Raw genomic sequence first — 20,343 nt, 5'->3', positions numbered from 1 at the left:
TCAAAAAATTAGTTTACCCAAGGAGTAGAACATGGTAGTAGTTCAGCTTTATGTTTTTTCTTTTTACGATAGTCCTTATATATATCTAAATCATAGCCTAGAGATATTTCATGTGACATTGCACCCACTTGGGGAAGGCGAGTCAATGTCCAATCCATACTATATCCGAATTTAAAACCTTTGATTTTTGTACCAACCATCACGATAATAGCATCATGATTTATGGTTTGGGCATCATTATTTTTGATGACAGGCAGACCTCTATACCATAATCCAAATAGCATAGGCTCTAAATTGGCATAAGCACCAAGACTCAATTGAGAATAACCGCCTTGCTGCATAAATAAAGCCACTGGGGAAATAGATTTACCATTATAGCCTTTTACAGTTCTTCTTCTGTTTACATATTCTAACGGAATAACGTATCCACCCATTAATGAAAATTTCATAGGGTAATTTTGCTTTCCATTCATAAAAGTTACGTTAGGTGAGTTGATATGATGGAAGGACATTCCACCCCAAAAACCTCTACCGAATACAAGAACACCTGCTGATATATCAGGTACAAAAGCATTTTCATTTAGAAGTCTTTCCGCCGTAGGGCCACTAATTCCACCTCCAGGACCAATCTGATCACTAAATATAATATCATTAAAGGCCAATGAGGATTGCATCACACCAAGCTGAAGTCCAAAATTGACTTTCAAATTTTTATTGATGCTTAATAAGTAGCTCCCAATAGCTTCCACGCTTGTATTCGTGAAACTTCTATTGCCATTGATACTCGATCGATCTTGACGGATAGTACCACCCAAAGCAATATTCTTGCTTGGAATGAATTGGTCGTAGCCAACCATATATGTTTCGAAATTGGCAGGTAAGCCTACCCATTGATTCCTATAATTAAATGTTGCCCTACCATCATATGTATTTCCAGCCATAGCCGGATTTAGATATAAGGGTGCAGCATAAAATTGAGAAAATTGAGGGTCTTGAGCTTGCACTACCAATGATGAAAAGGTAATTATTAATAAAATTAATAACGCCTTATTCTGCATGGGGTATTGCATTATTCTAATGTAAAAAGTTATCGTCAGTACAAAAAGTCTAATATTGGTATACGATAAATTCATGCCAATAAGCCATTGAAAAAATACCAATTGTAAAAAAGTTCTAACAGATGTAAGTTTTACCCTGAAAATGTAATAGTTATAATTTTTATTAAAATAGTTATAGTATACTCTGAATCTTGCATTAACTATTCAAATAGTAACGTAACAAAATATACAACAAATACTAGGATCATAATATCTATTTTATCATAAAGTATGATGAACTTACCTTTGTTGTATAGTGTGTTAAGTGTTTGCATTTCATTTTTCTGTATTTCTTTCAGGTCATGAAACTTATTAACTTTCTTTTAAAATTCTTAAAAAGCACCCCTTATTTATAACTCTTGTTAAAATCCTATTTTTATTTATTTGATAAAATTAAAATCCAACAAAAAACACATTAAAAACAAAAGGCTGAAAATTAGTATTCTACTGATTTTATTAAACAGTATAAACAAATATTGATGGATATTTGACAATGTTTTGTTTTACACTTAATCCCTTTAGTATTGCACTATGAAATGAAGCTAAAACCTAATTTTTTCTGCAGAAATATTACTGATTAGCATGTGAAACTTAAATCTAATTTGTTATCTAAACTTACATTTATGCAAACAAAACCAATACAATTAACTAAGGTGCTGGGATTGTTTTTCTTAATGGGACTATTATTTATTTCGAACGTCCACGCACAGGAAAGAACAATTACAGGTATTGTAACAGACGCAAAAGATGGTGCCGCTTTACCCGGAGTAAACGTCTCTATTGATGGGACCTCAATCGGTAGCATTACTGATTTTGATGGAAAATTCTCACTGATGATCGATGAGACAAATGGGCCGAAAACACTAGTATTCTCTTTTATAGGGTACGTCACTCAAAAAGTCAATGCGGGCTCAAAAAGTAACATTACAATTGAACTAGTAGAAGATGTAGAACAACTAGAGGAAGTTGTTGTAGTAGGTTATGGTGTTCAGAAGAAGAGTGTGGTAACGGGTGCTATTGCATCAGTTAAATCAGAAGAAATTACTGAAACACCTGTAGGAAACGCCGCTCAATCGCTTCAAGGTCGTACGCCAGGTGTGTTAGTGACTAACGTATCAGGTCAGCCAGGTGCAGGTGTGGATATCCGTATTCGTGGTACAGGTTCAAACGGACATAACTCTCCGTTATTCGTTGTTGACGGAATGCAAATGGACGACATCAACTTCTTAAATCCAAACGATATTGAGTCGATGGAAGTACTGAAAGATGCCGCTTCATCAGCAATCTACGGTTCAAGAGGTGCCAATGGTGTAGTAATGATTACGACTAAAAAAGGTAAGTCTGGCAAAGCAACGGTTACTTATGATGGTTACTATGGTGTTCAGAATGCATGGAGAGAGTCACCGTTATTAAATGCACAACAGTACATGACATTGCATAACCAAGGAGCTGTGAACGCAGGGCAAAGTCCAATTTACAGTGATGCTCAGATTGCCAATCCTGCTCATGATACAAATTGGCAGAACGAATTATTCCAAAGTGCTCCGATCCAGAATCACAGTATTTCATCATCGGGAGGAAATGAAAATTCAAATTACTTAGCAAGTTTTGGTTATTTTGGACAAGATGGTATTGTAGCCCCTGAAAAATCACAGTTCGAGCGTTATACTTTCCGTTTGAATACATCGCATAAAGTTTCTGAATCAGTAAAAGTGGGTGTGAATGCTACTTTTGTAAGAGAAGAAAGAAGAGGTATCAATGAGCACGAACAGTTTGGTGGTGCAATCCAAAATGCATTATTGCACGATCCTCTAACGCCAGTATATGCTTACGATAAGAATGCTGAATATGATACGTACCCAGTAAGACCTGCTTACAATCCAGGTGTATACAATCCTTTAACAGGTGAAAATGGTGCTTACTATGGTATTTCTGAAAGACAACTAAGAGAGATTGTCAACCCAATGGCAAGAATCCATAATACGTATGAAACTAACTTATCCAATAAATTTATTGGTAATGCTTTCGTAGAAGTGAAGCCTGTAGGTATCAAAGGTCTGACAATGAAAACGGATTTTGGTGTGGACGTAGGTTCATGGGCCAACAGAGGTTACAGTCCTGAAGTATATTACAATTCTGTAAATCAAGTGGCCAATAGTTCTGTCAATCAAAGTATGAACGAATACAGCACTTGGCAGTGGGAGAATACAGCAATGTATGAAAAGAAAATCAATGAGGATCACAAAATTTCAGTATTAGGCGGTATGACAATGCGTCAAAGTACTGGTACAGATATGTGGGGTATGCGTAATGGCTTACAGCTTCCAGGATGGGATTATGGTTATATCGGCAACGGTGCTGATGATAACACTCAAAAAACAGATGGCGGATTCTATGATCACCGTTTGATGTCATTCTTTGGTAGATTGGGTTATGATTACAAAGAGAAGTATTTATTCAGCGCAACTATGCGTTATGATGGATCTTCTAACTTCGGTCCTAACCATCAGTTTGGTTTCTTCCCATCATTACAAGCAGGTTGGGTGATTTCAAACGAAGATTTCTTGAAGTACAACGAAACAGTTAACTTCTTAAAAGTAAGAGGTTCATGGGGTAAAGTAGGTAACGAAAACATTCCTCCATTCGGTTACATGTCTGCTTTCGGTTCAACAGCTTCTTACCCTCTAGGGCCAGGTGGTGTGCCACAGCCGGGTTACGGTATTACAAGAATGGCCAATCCTGATTTACGTTGGGAAGCAGCAGCAGAATTCAACTTAGGTATTGACGTTGGGTTATTCAATGACATGTTACAAGCCAATGTTGATTTGTACTCAAGAGAAAGACAAGATTTATTGGGTAACAAGCCAGTGCCAGATTACACAGGTCAGGAAGATCCAATCACCAACTTAGGTACAGTAAGAAACCAAGGTATTGAATTGGCATTGACTTACCAGAATAATGAAGGAGAGTTCAAATACTCTATCACAGGTAATGTTGCTTACAATGACAACAAAGTAACAGCAGTAAACAACACAGATGGTTTTATCTTCGGTGACGGTCTGCACAATACAGTAGGTAACATGGCAATGGCTACAGGTCATTCACTTCCATTCTTCTACGGTTTCAAAACTGACGGAGTAATCCAAAACCAGCAAGAAGCTGACCGTTACAATGAAATGTTCGGTACAAATGCAAAACCTGGTGATATTCGTTTTGTAGATACAAACGGAGACGGTGTAATTGATGAAAATGACCGTACTGATATTGGTACGCCAGTGCACAACTGGACGTATGGTTTAACGATCCGTGCGGAGTACAAAGGATTTGATTTCTCGATGTTCTGGCAAGGACAAGCTGGCGGTAAGATGATGAATGCTTCTACGCGTAGAGACTTATTAGGTGATCAAAACTATGACACGCGTTACTTAAACAGCTGGACGCCAGAAAACGGTTCGAACTCAATGCCAAGATTCACGCATGATGATACGAACAACAACTACTTGTGGATGAATGATATGGTACATATTGAAGATGCTTCTTACTTAAGATTGAAAAACGTACAAGTAGGTTACACTTTACCAAGTCATATCTCAAAGAAAATTGGTACACAACGTTTAAGAGTGTATGTGTCAGGCAACAACTTACTAACATTCACTGATTACTCAGGATTAGATCCTGAAATGGGTCATGGTGGTGCAATGGGTTCAGGATTTGACATGGGATCTTACCCTCAAGCACGTTTTTACTTAGTAGGACTTAACGTAACATTCTAATTCTTTTATCCATCAGAAACTTACTAGAAATGAAAAAAATCAATTTATATATAGGAGCACTTTTGATGCTTTGCATTGGAGCAAGCTCATGTTCAAAATTCCTGGATATTACTCCAAAAGATTCACAAGATCAAGATTCGTTTTTCCGTACATCAACAGAGGCACGCCAAGCGTTGATGGGTGCTTATGAGATGTTGAGAAATGACAATTTGGACTGGCAAGCTATGCCTCAAGCACTGACTGCTGATGTGATGTCAGATGATGTGTACACAGGTGGAGCGAACAACACAGATATGTTGGGCTGGCAACAGATGCAGCGTTTTGATGCTCGATCAGTGAGTATGCAAGGTGAAAAAACGTGGAAGAAATGTTATGTGGGTATCCAAAGAGCCAACACGCTTTTGGGTAGTTATGAGCAGATTGAATTCAGATCAAATGAGGAAGATATCAAATCTAATTTTGAAGGTGAAGCTTTATTCTTACGTGCGCACTATTACTTTGAGTTATTGAGATTGTTTGAAAACATTCCATTGATCAGAGAGACACTGACAGGTGAAAACTGGGAGGATGTATTGCAGTCTGCACCAGAAGAGGTATATGCTTTTGTAGCGAAAGATATCTTGGATGCGATTCCATTGATGGCGGATCAATTGCCAGAAAATGAATTAGGTAGATTGTCAAAATATGCGGCAAAAGCTGAGTTGTTAAAGGTCTATATGTTCTACACAGGTGTTTACAACAAATCATCTTTACCTGTAGAAGACGGTGCAGAATTTACACAGCAAGATGCAATTGAATTGGCAGAAGACATCATTTTGAACTCAGGAGCTCACTTGTTGGCAAATTACGAAGACTTATTCAACGAAAATGGCAACTATAACGCAGAGGTATTATTTGAAATTCCTTTCGCTAACACTGGAACTGGTGACTGGTCACATAATAAGCTAGGTAACTACCAATGTACAATGGCTGGCCCAAGAGGTCATAACAGTGATATTCTTGCACAAGGATGGGGTTTTGGTGGACCTACAAGAGAGCTTGAGTCTTTATTTACTGCAGGTGATATAAGAAAAGCGTCTACTATTATCTATGCAAAAGAATTGGTAGACAAAGAGTATGAAAATCACTTAGAAATGGGTAATGACCCTGAAGACTTCAGCCCATCATTAGAAGCACATTATACATTCACAGGCATGTTTACTTATAAGTATACAACGCATGCTTACAGAAGAACGGACAACGGTACTCCTGAATTGAACTACGATCAAAACTACCACTATATTCGTTTAGCAGATATCTACTTGATTGCAGCAGAACTGTACTTACAAGCTGGCAACCAAGGTAAAGCTGATGAGTATGTGAATATGATCAGAAACAGAGCAGGTCTTACTCCAAAATCAGGGGTATCATTAGATGATATCTACCTTGAAAGAAGATTGGAGTTAGCAATGGAAGGCCACCGTTACTTTGATGTGATCAGAAGAGGAAACGGATATGCAGATCAGGAATTAACAGTAACTAATTATGAGTTGGTGCCTCCAACACATGATGATCCTATCTACATCAGAAATAATCAAAACTTAACGGGTGACGTGGGTGTCCCTTCAGATTATGAAGTACCTTTTAATTGGACACGTAAATTCTTACCTATTCCGCAGAGAGAACTAGACCTCAATGCAGGATTTAAACAAAATGACGGCTATTAATCAATAGGGTGAAATAAGTTAAGAGTTAAGAATGAAGAGTTAAGGTAGTATGTGAAAACGATTTAGTATTTCGTCTCTACCAATGGTATTTATATTAAATAGGATCACAACACCAATTATTTTTCTTAACTCTTAACTCATCATTCAACCTCTTTTGAAATAGCAAAAAAGACAATTTTTAGCGATCAGTTTAGTTTGTAGGGCCAGCTTTGTGATAGGAGTTGGCCCTTTTCTTTTGTACTTTTTTTATCCCCAAAACGATATAAAGCCCAAAAATGGCGAGCATACAAATCACTGTAATCAATGACTTAGAAGAGGTCAAAATCCCACATATTTCAGCTAAGAAATTCCATTTTTCAGGAAGGGTATATAGCAATAATGCAATAATGATATCCTCTACCATATTCAAAAATCCAGCAATAAACGGAAGCAATGCAATTTTTTGGACTATTGAATTCTTGAGATCTGTCAATCTTTCTAAAAGAAAGAAAAGGGATAATGAAAAGAAGGAAACATAAACGGGGATTAAAACAAGAAAATCAAAAATTAGAATTCTATTATAGATGGCGATTGCCGTTTCATTGTAAGCATTCAAATAGACATAAGCAGTTTCAGCATTATAATAAGGAATGACATTGAGGATACTAAAACCACCTGATAATTTGACGATGCTAGGAATAGAAAAGGGGTGATGCCCCACATTTAGAAATAAGTAGGAGGCTAAGAAAATAAAAAATAGTGTAGTGATATTTCTGTCTTTTGCGTATTGAAAATAGTGCTTCATGATGTTTTTTTATTTGAAAAATGAATAAATCAGAATGAAGAATTTCAATAGTTCGTGTGGTGTTTATGCTGTTGACGAATTATCTTAATTCTACATTCTCAATTCAAAATCTTTATCACAAAGAAGCACTATGAAAGATTCTTACGCATTCACATTTGTTAATTTCGGTGAGACGCTCTCAACCTTGAAAGGTGCTGAGGGGTAATTCCTAAATAGGAGGCGATATGATACTGTGTTGCCTTCTCCATTATTTTAGGGTTTTGACGCAATAACTCATCATATCTCTCTTTTGGAGACTGTAATACAAATGAGGTTGCTTTTTCATAATACATAACAAAACCACTTTCTGTCACCTTTCTTAATAAGCGTTCAATATTGATGGATTTTTTTGCCAGTTCATCGATTTCATAATAAGAAAGAGTTAATAGAGTGGTGGGTTCCATAGCAATATTAAAAGATTTGCAGGCCCTGTTGGAAATAATAGAAGGCAAATCACCTGTAAAAGACCCTTCGAAATAGAAAAAATCTGTTTTTTCGTTTCCATCAACCATAAAGTATTTTCTTAAATATCCTTTCGCCACAAAAGCCACTTGATCCGTTTTTTTCCCTTCATAAAACCAATATTCCCCTTCATCCAGATGTTTGACAGAAATAAGGTTTTTGATCGATAGTTGTTCTTGCTCATTTAATTTTGAGATACTGTTAAGTTCTTCTAGGAGTTGTTGAAGCATATTAATATTGAAGAATAGATGTGTTTAGTTATTTGATAAATCGAGCGATAATTAAATCACTAATTAAGTTATTTAATGAGGGAGCGAAGCGCTGTGTTAGGGCCACAAACTTTGCCTTGAAACCAGGAATAACCATGTATTTTCTTTTTGAAAGTCCTTTAAGCATATACCTGCATGCGGATTTTAATGGTAAATTACCAGCAAAGTTTTTCAATACTTTGGCCACTTCGGGAGATTCCAGATTTTCAGTTTCCACTAAAGGTGTTGTAATTTCAGGAGGACAAGCAGCAGTAATTCCTATACCATAAGGTTTCCATTCACTTCGTAGCACCCCTGCAAAACCCAGGGTAGCATATTTTGAAGTGCAATAAGCCGCATAACCATAGTTGATCACTATTCCTGCCAATGAAATCAGAAACATAAGTTGCCCTTTAGTCGCTTTGAGGTAAGGAAAAGCAACTTCCGCCACATTGCGGGTGCCATAGATATTTACATTTGTAACCTGCTCAAATTCATCTTTAGAAAAATCCTCAAAAGGAACACAACGGCCAACACCAGCCGAATGTATTACAATATCAGGAAGTCCTACCGTTTGAATACCTTGTTCAAACCCAAGCTGCACCGTACCTAAATTTGTAGTTTCCATAAAGAAAGCATGCACTTTATTTCCAGTTCCCGCATCACTTACCGCATCTAGTGTTTCTTCTAAATTTTTCCGTCCAAAAAGGACCACATTCGCACCGAAAGAAGAGAGTTGTTTACCCATTTCCAAGCCTATGCCACTTGTTCCACCAGTAATAAAGACATTTTTATTGGAGTAATATTTCATCAGTTAGTTTTAAAATGATTCCATAATGGATTTCTATTGTTAATCTACTTTATAAACTCCTTTTTATCAAATGATTTTACAAAGTGTTATGATATCATATTAAAAAAATAGCACAAAATTGAATTCCCACTCTTCAAGATCATATTATTTGATGAAATATCTGAAACTACCTCTTTTTTTGCCCAATTTGCCCACCCTGCTATTTACTGTAAACCGCTAGCTTTAAACATTACTTATATACATTTTTAAAATAAAATTATGGCAAACAAACTACTATCTTTCCTGCTACTATTTATCATAGGATGTGGCACTACTCATACACATAAACAAGAGGAAATAAGAACAGAAAGCAATGCTTTTAAAATAGTAGAGTTGAAAAACGAGCAAGGTTGTAAAGTGGAAATTACCAATTATGGTGCAAGGTTGGTGTCTTGGTATGTGAAAGATAAAAATGACAGCTTGAGAAATATAGTTTTAGGATTCTCTACGTTACAACAATATCAAAATGCAGATGCCCAGTATTATGGTGCCATCGTTGGGAGATATGCTAATCGTCTTCAGAATTTTGAATTAGAAGGAAAAAAGATTCACTTGACCGAAGATGAATTTATTTTGCATGGAGGGAAGGCAGGGTTTCATGATAAATTTTGGTCCATTGAAGCTGTAACTAAAAGTAGTGTGAAATTGAAATACCTTTCAAAAGATGGAGAAGGAGGTTTTCCTGGAAATTTGGAAGTGGTGGTTGAGTATCAATTGACAGAAAATAATGAGCTGAAAATGAATTACAATGCCGTAACTGATAAAGCAACTGTAGTGAACCTTACCAATCACGCTTTCTTTAACTTAAAAGGAGCAGGAAACGGCAGTGTTTTAGATTTGAACTTAAGAATTAATGCAGATCAATACACACCTTTAATCAGTGGTGGTTTGCCAACTGGCGAAATTAAAGCGGTAGATTATTCTGTTTTTGACTTCAGAACAATGAAAACAGTAAGAAGTGCTATTGATACTTCAGATGCACAAATCAAATTAGCGAATGGCATTGATCACAACTTTGTCAAGAAGAACGATAAATTACCATTAATAACAGCCATAGATCCGCAATCTGGAATTAAAATGGAAATGCATACCACGATGCCTGGAGTTCAGGTGTATACCGCCAACTTCCTTTCTGGAAATGATAAAAGCGATACTGGAAAAGCGTTCAAAGCCAGAGAATCCATTTGTTTTGAATCACAGTTTTATCCTGATTCACCACAGCATACTAACTTCCCAAGTGTAGTTTTACAACCTGAAGAAACATATCAGCATTCTACAATCTATAAAGTGAGTGTTGAGGAGGTTGAGTTAAGAGTTAAGAGTTAGGGTGGTCCGTTTGTTTTATATTTTGGAGGTAGCTTGAAATTAGAAAGGTTTCGACACCTGTAGTGCACAATGCCTTGTGACTTAAGAATCACCACAAATAATACAAAGCAAATCATTATTCTATTTCCTTATACTACAAAAAATCCCTTGGAGAAAAAGTATTCAACAAGGGATTAATTATTGGTCAAGAAATAATTAATTATGGTCTCCTAAACAGAGGATAATTACAATTATGATTTTCTTTAAAGTAAGAATGAATTCTTAGCTTCTTATGCTATTTTTTTTAATCTAAACGGCAGATAATACGCCCCATTTCTCTTCAATCACTTTCTTTCTGTAAGCAAAAATTTCTTTCAACTTACTTCTGATCATGATCGCATTAGCAATATCACCAAGAGGTCCAAAAGGAGGTGCGTAAGTGACAATATCTTTCATCGTAACGCCGTTTTCAGTTGGTACCAAAATATGCTGATGATGCCATAGGTTATAAGGCCCCACACGTTGTTCGTCTACAAAATATTCGCCCTCTCTCACATGTGTGATCTCTGTCATCCAGTCCATTTTTAAACCTAAAAGCGGACTTACTTTATAAGTGATGATCATGCCCTGATACATTTTTTCGGAAGCATGTTCAGAAGTGATATCAAAACCCATATAATCGGGTGTAATTTCTTTAAGATTTTTGGGAGAAGAAATAAAGTCCCAAACTTCGTCTACAGATGCAGGAATATCCTGTGATGCTTTAAACTGATAAAATCCCATATTTATAATTTTTCAATTTCTTCTAAAACTTGATTGGCTTCATACATTTTCTTGTCGCTCTCTATTCTATTGACAGTCGACAGACGGTGTGATTCCTCCAACAGTTTTCTATATTTTTTCTCTAGAACTTCTTTCTTCGATTTCTTTTTAAATAATCCGAACATAGCTTTTTACATTTTTAGGGTTGATAAACCACCATCCACATGCATCACCTGTCCGGTAACCCATGATGACTGGTCTGATAATAAAAAAGTGGTCATATTAGCAATGTCTTCTGCACTGCCAATTCTCTGTAAAGGGTGTGTTTTAGCATTTGCTTCCACCTTGGCATCACTGTTCAAAAACTTAGAAGCGAGTGGGGTAGAAGTCAATGAAGGTGCCACAGCATTAAAACGAACTTTAGGTGCATATTCAGAAGCTAACGACTTGGTAAGTCCTTCAATTGCTCCTTTGGAGGCGGCGACTAAACTGTGATACTTAAAACCCATTTGATTGGCCACTGTAGAATAAAACACAACAGAACCGGTTCCTTTTCGGAGTGCATTAATATTGGCCTGTATCACTTTCACCGCACCCACCACCTGCAAATTGAAATCATCAATAAATGCCTGTGGTGCTATTTTAGAGAAAGGTTGCAGATCAATTGCCCCCGGACAGTAAACCAATCCATTTAATTCATTAGGAATAACAGAAAAGTCAAGTGTTTCGTCTAGAATATTGAGGGGAAAGAAATGAACATTGCTGTAATCATCCACCGGGGCAGTGCTATTATAAGTAGCAAAAACCTCATGTCCTTGACTAGAAAGCTGTGCTACAACTGCTCTACCGATTCCTGATGAACCACCAATCACTAAAATTTTTTTCATTTTTGTATTATTGTAATATGTTAATTGGATAACACAGAAAAGAAAATTTTGTTTTCGATTTAAATCAGAAAAAAACACCTACAAAGAATATTTAATTATAGATTTTAGGTTAGCTGAGAAATAATCTGTAAATAGTCGATGGTCTGATAATTGTATTAATGATATCTATATTAGTAAGTTTTAATTGTCAATTGATAAAACACAATTTATGTATAGATACATTAACAAAAATAGCTATATTTGGGAACTATTTTTCAATTTAAAAAATTTAGCTTAAACTAACATTACATTCTCAAACTGAATTTATTTTTAGTGAAAGCATGAAACTATTGAACAATTTAAATGAAGACAACTATTGACGAGACTCTTGATATAAAAGCAGAAAAAAATGATCTTAGACCAATAATTGATGTCTTAGATCTACATATCAAGAGCATTATTGATCTGGAAGTGAATGAAGGTGATTTTTCTTCTAGTGTTCTTCGATTGGAAACATATCAATTCGATATGATATTGCAAGGGTTGAGAAGCAGTAACCTATACAAATTAATTGAAAGGTTATCATTGAGTCATGATGATCTAGCACTTGTTGTTTTCGCCTATGCTTGGGAGAACTACCATGAAATTTTCACTCCTTTTTTTATTCATGGTGATAATGTATCATTACATGCAAAGTATCAGGGACATTTAGAATCGACAAAGAAAAGGTTTACCCCTTCATTTCATACTTTTTTGACTATGTATTATCCTGATAGTCATTGGGTAATGTATAATTATTTTACAGATCCTCAACATCCTCTAATAAAAAATGCTGTAATTACATTTGAATCAGTTGTTACAAAAGGTGATGTTTTAGGTGTTAGAAATAAAGTTGTAAAACTTAGCGAAAATTTCTTAGTTTACCTTAATGGAGGGGGATATCCACCTCTAGACAGTGAAGTTGGGTTTCCTGCAAACTTAACGACTTCTAAGATGGATTTTGAAGAGGTAGTTCTCACTTCTGGAACTTTAGAAAATTTAGAACCTTTTGTCACTTGGTTAAGGATATGTCAAAATATTAAACAGCAAAAGGATCAACCATTTTTCAAGAAGATCAAAACAAATAAGATGTATGTTTTTGCTGGATCCCCAGGTACTGGTAAAACGCTAACAGCAACTACATTTAGGTAAGAAATATGGCTTAGATACTTATACTCTTGATATTTCTAGAGTAGTATCTAAATATATTGGTGATTTTGAAAAGCAAATGGAAAAAGTTTTTCAAAAGCTGCATGGTCAAAATGCTATCCTATTTATAGATGAAGCTGATTCTATCATCTCAAAGCGTAGTGAAGAAATTACAGATTCAAAGGATAAGTATGCAAATCAAGAAATGAGTTATCTTTTGCAAAGGGTAGAAAGATTTGATGGTATTGTGATTCTTGCAACAAATGTTAGAGATATAAGAACTCATTTTGATAAAGCAATGCTTAGAAGGGTATCTGAAATAATAGAATTTGGATTTCCTCTTAAAAATGAGCGATTAAAATTATGGGAAAACGCTATTTCACCTCCTTTTGTGTATAAAGAAAATCTTGCGGAGAAATTGGCTGAAGAATTTCAAGTTACAGGAGCAAACATAGCATCATGTATGTCTAATGTTATGATAGAGTGCCTTGACAAAGATATATATGATGTGGACCAAATTATTGTAGAAAAACATCTTGAAAAAGAGTATTTTAAGCGTGATTCACAGTTTGTTATTTGTAGAGATTCAGCACCTGCTCCAGCACTTATGGAACAACGATTAGGTAGGTCTTCTGTACATTCAGGTAAAAGAATGTAGACTAAAATAATGGAAAGCATGTTTAGGAAATGTTTATTTTACTTAAGCATGCTTTGATATAACACAAAACTAACATGCAAAAATATAAATCTCAGAGTAATGATTATGAACATGAGGAAGATTATAATCATGAGAACCAGCACCAGCCAATATCCCAAAAATCAAAAGAGCAATATTTGGCTAATGATAGAAGAGTCAATGGAGAACGGCTGAATAAATTAAAAGAAGAATTACTTTCTTTTCAAAAACAAAAGCAAAGTAATCAGAGTATTAATAAAAATATAAAACAAAATCCTGATAATGAATCTAATATAAAATTTGTATTAGTAGATAATAATGCTCGAATTATTGGAAGTGCGGATCTTAATGAGAAGCATTATAAAGAGTTACTAACAGTAATTCATAATTATAGAAATGAATCAATAGTGTTTGATAATCTATATACTACATTGGAAAACCTCCAAGATTTTGAAGTTAATATAGCTATTAATATTGATGCAATATTGAACGTTACTGAAGGACAGGGAAATGCTATGGCTAGGGCACCCTATGAAGATAAAAAAAGTAATAATGGAGGTTTAGTGGTTTTTAAACCAATGAATAATTATGAGGATGAAGGTTTTTTAAGTGAAAGATTGATGGCTATAGGTGAAGAGTTATTTCACCAATATCAGTTTTATCTCTATGGGATAACTCAAGAGAATAAAAAAGCAGGAACATCTCCCCGAAGCACAGCAGAAATTGAAGCAGAAGCTAAGATATTTGACATGTTACTAATAAATTCAGCAGATAAACAATTATCATTAATTCCTGATTATATGGTAGAACTTGCGATTCCTAGTATGGAAAAGGGGTCTTTGTCTTACTTATTAAATTTTCATGATGGTGATAAATCAATAAAGAAAAATGGAGACTATTGGATTAGTTTTGAGAATTATCTAAAATCATTTTATAATAAAAACAAGGACAATCCTTTTTACAAAGGAAATGTTTCTTCTAAGGTACCCAAAGCTTATAATAATTTCGCAAATAATGAAAAATAGAGTATTCCTATTATTTATATTTCTAACAACCTATTCAGTTTTTGGTCAAGATCATATTAGAAAAGTTGAAGTTGGGTTTGATGATACTAATACAAACTTGTATGCTCAGATTGTGTTACAACCTGATTTTATGAATACTTATACAAATTGCATAAAACATATTGATCAAAAAGCAGGATCAACACTTTATATCACTAGGCTTAGTTTTATAGAAAAAGATGGAGAAGTACTAGCTATCCTCGATCAACATGGTAGACCTTATTTTGATTCGTTATCTAATTGTTCTCAAAAGGTTATTGATGAGTCCATTAAATGTAAAGTGAAGGTAATTTCATTCCCAAATGAATTAATTACTATTAATGATACTCTAGCTATATCATTTTTTATGCTTAAACTTTATTAAATGAACTAACATGCAAAAATATAAATCTCAGAGTAATGATTATGAACATGAGGAAGATAATAATCATGATAGCCAGCCGATATCCCAAAAGTCAAAAGAGCAATATTTGGCAAATGATAGAAGAGTTAATGGAGAACGGTTGGATAGATTAAAAGGGATGTTGTTAGAATCTCAGAATAATGACGCTAAGTTTGAGGCTTCCCCTGTTTTCTATTATGAATTAAAAAAAGTTCTAATTGATGAGCATGGTTTCTTTTCTGATTTTGATGAAATAGCTCCTCAAGTAATGCGCTTATTTACCCCTAATGATGAAAAATATTTTTTTAATGATATATCTTTAGTAAGATATGTTGTGCAAAATTTAAATACTCAGGAGTTTATTATTGGAATTCAAGATTGGAGGACAATTTCATTAATGCAGAAAGTATATTGGGTATTAAAAGTCAAAGGTGAAATACCTTATTGGTTATTTTTAAAGTTGATTAAGAATCATCCTAATGTGGAGGTTATTAAAAGGAAGTGTGCTGGTTTTGATTATGACAGAGAGCTCGAGGAGGAAGAACTTAAATTCTTTTTAAAAGATCTTTCTACAAAATCTTATGCATCGGTGATAACTAAGAATAAAAAAGTTGACCAACAACTAGAAGAGGACCTTGATATATCTGAATTACTCGAAATTAAAAATGATCTTGAGGATAAAGCAAGTAAAAGTGCATCACATGAGGAACTAAAAAAAGTAAAGCAAAAATATAAAGTAGCCTTAAATGATCAAGGTTTTGCTAATGAAAATGCATTCAATGAACATTTAGTAAAGACATCAAAAAAATTTTATAATGGAACTTTCCTTCCAAAAGCAGTAGAAATAGTTGAGCTATGGTTAGCTAAAAGTGAAAGTAAATTACTTCAGGAATACAATGGGATCATAAAGAATAATGCTCAAAATCATTTCGAATCTTTATGCTCTTACGAAAAAGAGTTACAACACTTATCTGAATTAAAAGGTATAGAAAATAAATATTTCTGGACTAAAGCACTTATTGATGGAGGAAGCTCATCATATGGTACTTCTATTTCTAAGGATAATCCAGCTGATGAACTGTATCATAAAGCAAAACAAAATACCATAGCATACAGTAATAGCATTAGAAATAAACTGGCTTCAAACCACCCAATTTTTCTTGATCCTAAAATTAATCTTCTGAGCCTCTATGAAGAGTATGTAAAAGATAAAAATTCTTCTCAGGGATTAGCACAGCATTTTAAAGAACATATTGTTGAACGCCTTGAAAATATAGAAGATGTTCGTGAAACAGTACTTTCTAAACCTGAGAAAGTATTAGCAATGGAACTTGTCATTGAGGAGGCAAAACTCAATTGTAATTTTACAAACTTAAGTCATTATAATGAATATATAGACAGTCAAGTTCAGAATGCTGAAGACGATAAACTATTTAGAGATCTTGGGTTAGCTTTATTAAGTATTGGAGCAGGAATATTAACGGCATACACAGGAGGTGCAGGTTACCCAGTTTTGGCAGGAGTTCTTGGAGCTAGCTCACTTGCAGTAACTGGTATAGACCTATATTATGTTCATACAGAGTATTTTGAAGATAAAGCAATCGCCAATACGTCAATTGACCCAGAACTAGCTTTAAGTCAAAAAGATCCAGCACTGGGCTGGCTTTTAGTGGCTTATGCAGGTGCCATTATAGATTTATATGATGTCATCAAGGTATTGCCTAAATTATCAAAAGCTTTAAGAAGTGGTAAATCAATCAGTAGTGAACTTACAGAGTTAGGTACTGTATTAAAAGATAAAGGTAAGATACACAATGTATCAGAATTTGTTGAAGAACTTTTACATAAGGTAAATGTTAGGAGAAGTGCTTATCAAGATACACTAAAATATATCTTAAAAGAGAAAGCCCCTCAGGTTATTAAAGAAGAGTTATATGTACTACTTAATAAACTGGAGAGAAGCCAATATTTCACTCTCAAACATAATCTTCTTGATGATACTGATGAAATCTGTAAAGGACTTAGTGCGGAAGCAGCTGAACTATTTAAAAAAGTGGTGAAGAAACATCAAGAATTCTTAATTAAGCATGATAAAGAAAGTATTACTGATTTTATAAACTTTTTACTTAAAGCGGATGTGAAAAAAGATGTATTAACACACATCACAGAAGTATTCTTAGAGTTTAATTATAAAATAGAAAAACTGACTATAGCATTAAAAAATGCTGATAATGAAAAAGTGAAAAGGTGTATTAAAGCTTTTGAGGGGCTTATTGAAAATTCAAAATTTGAACAAAATAAAGTCAGCTTTTCTGCGATTTTCCATAAATTGATTATTAATATTTCAGAAGGAGCGGGTGGATTAGATTTTGATGATATAGATAAGATTATTCGACATCTTGAAACGATAGCAGTAGAAGATATACCTAAATATTTAAAAAAGTTTGAAGGAGAAAAATTACAAGATATAAAGGCTAAAAAATTTATCAGTAGTGTAGAGGCAGTAATCAAAGATCCAGAAAAACTTAAAAAATTTCTAAACGGAGTAAAAGATGATATTCCATTAACAGACCTTTTTAAAGGAATTAAATCTGAAAGAGAAAAGGGACTGTTACTTATAGAGGCAACGAACCCCGAGTTGGTACAACTTATAAGAAAGAATAAGCTGCCAAGTTCCATGGTAAAGGAAAAGTACAGGGATTTACTGAAATATTTAGATGATTTTGACTTTTCAAAATATAAAAATCTTGGAGATGTGGAGTCAAAATTCAGAAAAGGGTTTTACGCACATTATGTTCAAATAATACCCGATAAACCATCATTATTGACGGAGTTTTTACAACCATTTAGACAAGGGTTTGGTTCGGTTGCAGAACATTATATTCTGCAAGAAAAAATTATAAGAATATTGTATAAGATTCCTAAGAATATTGAGGTGAATATCATTAAACCAATATTAGACAAGAGTGAAACTTTCAAAAACTTAAAAGGGAATACAGTTAATTTTCAGCCTGATGGTTTATTTAGTTCTTTCATTAGTGGAAATAAACATAAAAATGTTGTTTCATTTTTAATAGAAGTGAAAGCGGGATATACTAATGGAGGGATTTCAGAAACACAAATTGAAAATTATATAATCCTTTTAGATATGATATTAAAGAAAAAAGAAGGATATAAAGAAATCCTTTCCAACTTATCATCATCCGCAGGCATAAAAGATATTGAAAGTTTTATTCTTAATGGAATGGACTATATTTTTATTGAACATAAAGTAGGTAAAAAAGCTGGTGATAATGCTAGAATGGCGGCGGAGAAGGCTTATGATCAAATTAAAAAGGTAGCTAAGAAAAAGAAAGCTGAAGTGATAGAAAATAAACTAATTAGAGTGAATTACCTTGACGATGAAGGTCAGTTACATATAATTAATTAAAGATTGATATGAAAGAAAATTTATTGCAGTTTATAGGGTTACAATTAGATGATATTCATTTCAAAGAAGAGTATTTTCAAGGTTTGTTTATTAATCCATTTGTTGAAGAATTTAAGACTATGGAATTGAAGTATGAAGTTGATAGAGAATTTGTAACAGTAATTAACAAAGAATTTGACTTTAATACTATTATCAACTTCTTAAGTTCAGATGAGTATAAAAAATGTAATATTAATATTCATTTGAGAAGTGATTTATTTTTCTTACAGTTTACAAAGTTAGGAGATAATGATGACAAAGATGAAAGAGACTATGATAAAAAATATTCAAATACTTCCATTGATTTATATTTTGATAAAAGAGCCTTGAATGAGGATAAGTTTGAAGAACTTTTCAATTATTATAAACCTTTATTCTTAGAATTAACAGTACCTATTCGATATGATCTTAGAACTTTAATTAATGATGAAACAACAAATGGTATATATACTAATGAAATTATGTTTCGTCATTTAAATGATTTTCCATTTACAGGAATATCAATATGTTGGAAGATGATCTTAGGAGAATTGAAGTTTGATGAGGATTACACTTTTGAAAAAATATCCCAAACGCCTGCTTTATATAATACCACTCTATTAAAACAAGTTGATGGAAGAGATTATAATTTGATCGAATTACATACCTATAAGGATTTTTATAATTATGAATCAGATGAAAGTATGAAATCTCTTAGGGAGACTTATGGTTACTTAAGAGAAGCCATGTTGGAGTTGGAAAAAGAGGATATGATTCCACCTTTGGAAGAGCGTTTTCAGCTATAAACGAAAAAGATATTCATTGTAGAATAATAAGAACACTTCTTGAGTTACTTTAGGAAGTGTTTTTTAATTTTCAACCTCTCATCATCCATAAGCATAAAAGATATTGAAAGTTTTATTCTTAATGGAATGGACTATATTTTTATAGGTATATGAACTTAGATCGCCCTAAATCATAAAACGTACTTCTGTTACGGTTAACTGATTTACATTAGTGTAAAAGTAATCAAACAACTAGATGTATTATGATCAATTTTGAAGGTTTTGACGATAGAACATTTTATTCAACATTTCAAAAAGAAGAAGATTGTCTTGAATATTTATCGACACTAAAGTGGAGTGATCATTACAAATGTAGGAAATGTGAACATACAAAATATATGAAAGGTAAAAAGTTACATTCCAGACGTTGTCAAAAGTGTAAATATGATGAGTCTGTTACAGCTCATACCCTATTTCATAAGCTTAAGTTTTCAATTCTAACTGCTTTTGAATTCATATTTAAAGTTAGTTGTGATAAGAAAGGTATCTCCACTTTAACTTTAAGTGAGAAACTGTCCTTGAGTTATCAAAGCTGTTTAAATTTCAGACGTAAAGTACAATATGCTATGCAAAGTAGTTTACAGCATCCTTTGAAGGGGTATGTTGAAGTAGATGAGTTTGCTGTAGGTGGGTATGACGCTGGCAGTCAAGGTAGAGCCAAAGGAGATAAAAAGCTTATCAATGTAGCTTTAGAAATAACCTCTAATGGGAAATTTGGTAGAGCCTATGCATTAAAAATTGGGTAATGGATGATTTAGGTTGATTCTTTGTTATATGTATATGAGACATTACAAAGAAATACGTTGTCCTCACTGTGAAGGCAACGATATAGTGAAAAATGGTCATAG

At 33.8% G+C, this 20,343-nt stretch carries 16 protein-coding genes and 1 pseudogene; 10 read left to right on the top strand and 7 right to left on the bottom strand.

Annotated features, from left to right (window positions below; all coding sequences use genetic code 11):
* Positions 1 to 8 precede the first annotated feature (8 nt).
* Positions 9 to 1,058: a PorP/SprF family type IX secretion system membrane protein gene (locus HHU12_RS15145; RefSeq protein ID WP_169657590.1), complete on the bottom strand. Its 1,050-nt coding sequence runs from the start codon at positions 1,056 to 1,058 to the stop codon at positions 9 to 11.
* A gap of 662 nt (positions 1,059 to 1,720) precedes the next feature.
* On the opposite strand from HHU12_RS15145, the gene HHU12_RS15140 reads away from it, so the two are divergent.
* Together HHU12_RS15140 and HHU12_RS15135 are read left to right on the top strand one after the other, a co-directional pair.
* Positions 1,721 to 4,870 carry a SusC/RagA family TonB-linked outer membrane protein gene (locus tag HHU12_RS15140; RefSeq protein WP_169657589.1) on the top strand — a complete coding sequence of 1,050 codons (3,150 nt, stop codon included), beginning with the start codon at positions 1,721 to 1,723 and terminating at the stop codon, positions 4,868 to 4,870.
* A gap of 29 nt (positions 4,871 to 4,899) precedes the next feature.
* On the top strand, positions 4,900 to 6,576 hold the full coding sequence (locus HHU12_RS15135; protein ID WP_169657588.1) for a RagB/SusD family nutrient uptake outer membrane protein: 1,677 nt from the start codon (positions 4,900 to 4,902) through the stop codon (positions 6,574 to 6,576).
* A 190-nt stretch (positions 6,577 to 6,766) separates the two neighbouring features.
* Here the strand turns inward: HHU12_RS15135 and HHU12_RS15130 are convergent, their stop codons facing one another.
* The 3 genes from HHU12_RS15130 to HHU12_RS15120 form a co-directional block, all read right to left on the bottom strand.
* Complete coding sequence (locus tag HHU12_RS15130) at positions 6,767 to 7,360, bottom strand: hypothetical protein (RefSeq protein ID WP_169657587.1); 594 nt, start codon at positions 7,358 to 7,360, stop codon at positions 6,767 to 6,769.
* Positions 7,361 to 7,518: 158 nt separating this feature from the next.
* Complete coding sequence (locus HHU12_RS15125; protein WP_169657586.1) at positions 7,519 to 8,091, bottom strand: Crp/Fnr family transcriptional regulator; 573 nt, start codon at positions 8,089 to 8,091, stop codon at positions 7,519 to 7,521.
* A 28-nt stretch (positions 8,092 to 8,119) separates the two neighbouring features.
* Complete coding sequence (locus HHU12_RS15120; RefSeq protein WP_169657585.1) at positions 8,120 to 8,920, bottom strand: SDR family NAD(P)-dependent oxidoreductase; 801 nt, start codon at positions 8,918 to 8,920, stop codon at positions 8,120 to 8,122.
* A gap of 258 nt (positions 8,921 to 9,178) precedes the next feature.
* Between HHU12_RS15120 and HHU12_RS15115 the strand changes: the two genes are divergently transcribed.
* Entirely contained in the window at positions 9,179 to 10,285 is a 1,107-nt protein-coding gene (locus HHU12_RS15115; RefSeq protein WP_169657584.1) for an aldose epimerase family protein, read from the top strand.
* 288 nt (positions 10,286 to 10,573) lie between these two features.
* On the opposite strand, the gene HHU12_RS15110 is transcribed toward HHU12_RS15115, so the two are convergent.
* From HHU12_RS15110 to HHU12_RS15100, 3 genes are read right to left on the bottom strand one after another with little or no spacing between them, the layout of a single operon-like run.
* Positions 10,574 to 11,047, bottom strand: coding sequence for an SRPBCC family protein (locus HHU12_RS15110; RefSeq protein ID WP_169657583.1), 474 nt, complete (start codon positions 11,045 to 11,047; stop codon positions 10,574 to 10,576).
* Between the two features lie 2 nt (positions 11,048 to 11,049).
* A complete protein-coding gene (locus HHU12_RS15105; RefSeq protein WP_169657582.1) occupies positions 11,050 to 11,211 on the bottom strand; it encodes a Lacal_2735 family protein in 162 nt (53 codons plus the stop codon).
* A gap of 6 nt (positions 11,212 to 11,217) precedes the next feature.
* Positions 11,218 to 11,913, bottom strand: coding sequence for an SDR family NAD(P)-dependent oxidoreductase (locus HHU12_RS15100; protein ID WP_169657581.1), 696 nt, complete (start codon positions 11,911 to 11,913; stop codon positions 11,218 to 11,220).
* 342 nt (positions 11,914 to 12,255) lie between these two features.
* Between HHU12_RS15100 and HHU12_RS15095 the strand changes: the two genes are divergently transcribed.
* The 7 genes and pseudogenes from HHU12_RS15095 (at position 12,256) to HHU12_RS15065 (ending at position 20,241) form a co-directional block, all read left to right on the top strand.
* Positions 12,256 to 13,083: a hypothetical protein gene (locus tag HHU12_RS15095; RefSeq protein WP_169657580.1), complete on the top strand. Its 828-nt coding sequence runs from the start codon at positions 12,256 to 12,258 to the stop codon at positions 13,081 to 13,083.
* Between the two features lie 10 nt (positions 13,084 to 13,093).
* Positions 13,094 to 13,738, top strand: a pseudogene (locus tag HHU12_RS15090) (ATP-binding protein); the annotation flags it as partial.
* 74 nt (positions 13,739 to 13,812) lie between these two features.
* The gene (locus HHU12_RS15085) at positions 13,813 to 14,781 is read left to right on the top strand and encodes a hypothetical protein (protein WP_169657579.1); all 969 of its coding nucleotides are present in this window, start codon (positions 13,813 to 13,815) and stop codon (positions 14,779 to 14,781) included.
* Entirely contained in the window at positions 14,771 to 15,184 is a 414-nt protein-coding gene (locus tag HHU12_RS15080) for a hypothetical protein (protein WP_169657578.1), read from the top strand. Before HHU12_RS15085 ends, HHU12_RS15080 begins: the two co-directional genes overlap by 11 nt.
* A gap of 10 nt (positions 15,185 to 15,194) precedes the next feature.
* The gene (locus tag HHU12_RS15075) at positions 15,195 to 18,632 is read left to right on the top strand and encodes a hypothetical protein (protein ID WP_169657577.1); all 3,438 of its coding nucleotides are present in this window, start codon (positions 15,195 to 15,197) and stop codon (positions 18,630 to 18,632) included.
* 8 nt (positions 18,633 to 18,640) lie between these two features.
* Positions 18,641 to 19,456 (top strand): hypothetical protein, encoded by an 816-nt coding sequence (locus HHU12_RS15070; RefSeq protein WP_169657576.1) that lies wholly within the window; start codon positions 18,641 to 18,643, stop codon positions 19,454 to 19,456.
* 242 nt (positions 19,457 to 19,698) lie between these two features.
* Positions 19,699 to 20,241 carry a transposase gene (locus HHU12_RS15065; RefSeq protein WP_169657575.1) on the top strand — a complete coding sequence of 181 codons (543 nt, stop codon included), beginning with the start codon at positions 19,699 to 19,701 and terminating at the stop codon, positions 20,239 to 20,241.
* The last annotated feature ends 102 nt before the right edge of the window (positions 20,242 to 20,343 follow it).

The organism is Flammeovirga aprica JL-4, from assembly GCF_012844305.1.
Lineage (GTDB): Bacteria > Bacteroidota > Bacteroidia > Cytophagales > Flammeovirgaceae > Flammeovirga > Flammeovirga aprica.
Note: the sequence above shows the minus strand (reverse complement) of the source record. Positions and strands in the feature narration are given on the sequence as shown.

Bases quoted from the DNA above. Each gene is read 5' to 3' on its own strand.
- HHU12_RS15140 (WP_169657589.1), top strand. From the start codon at position 1,721: ATGCAAACAAAACCAATACAATTAACTAAGGTGCTGGGATTGTTTTTC.
- HHU12_RS15145 (WP_169657590.1), bottom strand. From the start codon at position 1,058: ATGCAGAATAAGGCGTTATTAATTTTATTAATAATTACCTTTTCATCA.
- HHU12_RS15135 (WP_169657588.1), top strand. From the start codon at position 4,900: ATGAAAAAAATCAATTTATATATAGGAGCACTTTTGATGCTTTGCATT.
- HHU12_RS15120 (WP_169657585.1), bottom strand. From the start codon at position 8,920: ATGAAATATTACTCCAATAAAAATGTCTTTATTACTGGTGGAACAAGT.
- HHU12_RS15125 (WP_169657586.1), bottom strand. From the start codon at position 8,091: ATGCTTCAACAACTCCTAGAAGAACTTAACAGTATCTCAAAATTAAAT.
- HHU12_RS15110 (WP_169657583.1), bottom strand. From the start codon at position 11,047: ATGGGATTTTATCAGTTTAAAGCATCACAGGATATTCCTGCATCTGTA.
- HHU12_RS15095 (WP_169657580.1), top strand. From the start codon at position 12,256: ATGAAGACAACTATTGACGAGACTCTTGATATAAAAGCAGAAAAAAAT.
- HHU12_RS15075 (WP_169657577.1), top strand. From the start codon at position 15,195: ATGCAAAAATATAAATCTCAGAGTAATGATTATGAACATGAGGAAGAT.
- HHU12_RS15100 (WP_169657581.1), bottom strand. From the start codon at position 11,913: ATGAAAAAAATTTTAGTGATTGGTGGTTCATCAGGAATCGGTAGAGCA.
- HHU12_RS15105 (WP_169657582.1), bottom strand. From the start codon at position 11,211: ATGTTCGGATTATTTAAAAAGAAATCGAAGAAAGAAGTTCTAGAGAAA.
- HHU12_RS15070 (WP_169657576.1), top strand. From the start codon at position 18,641: ATGAAAGAAAATTTATTGCAGTTTATAGGGTTACAATTAGATGATATT.
- HHU12_RS15115 (WP_169657584.1), top strand. From the start codon at position 9,179: ATGGCAAACAAACTACTATCTTTCCTGCTACTATTTATCATAGGATGT.
- HHU12_RS15065 (WP_169657575.1), top strand. From the start codon at position 19,699: ATGATCAATTTTGAAGGTTTTGACGATAGAACATTTTATTCAACATTT.
- HHU12_RS15080 (WP_169657578.1), top strand. From the start codon at position 14,771: ATGAAAAATAGAGTATTCCTATTATTTATATTTCTAACAACCTATTCA.
- HHU12_RS15130 (WP_169657587.1), bottom strand. From the start codon at position 7,360: ATGAAGCACTATTTTCAATACGCAAAAGACAGAAATATCACTACACTA.
- HHU12_RS15085 (WP_169657579.1), top strand. From the start codon at position 13,813: ATGCAAAAATATAAATCTCAGAGTAATGATTATGAACATGAGGAAGAT.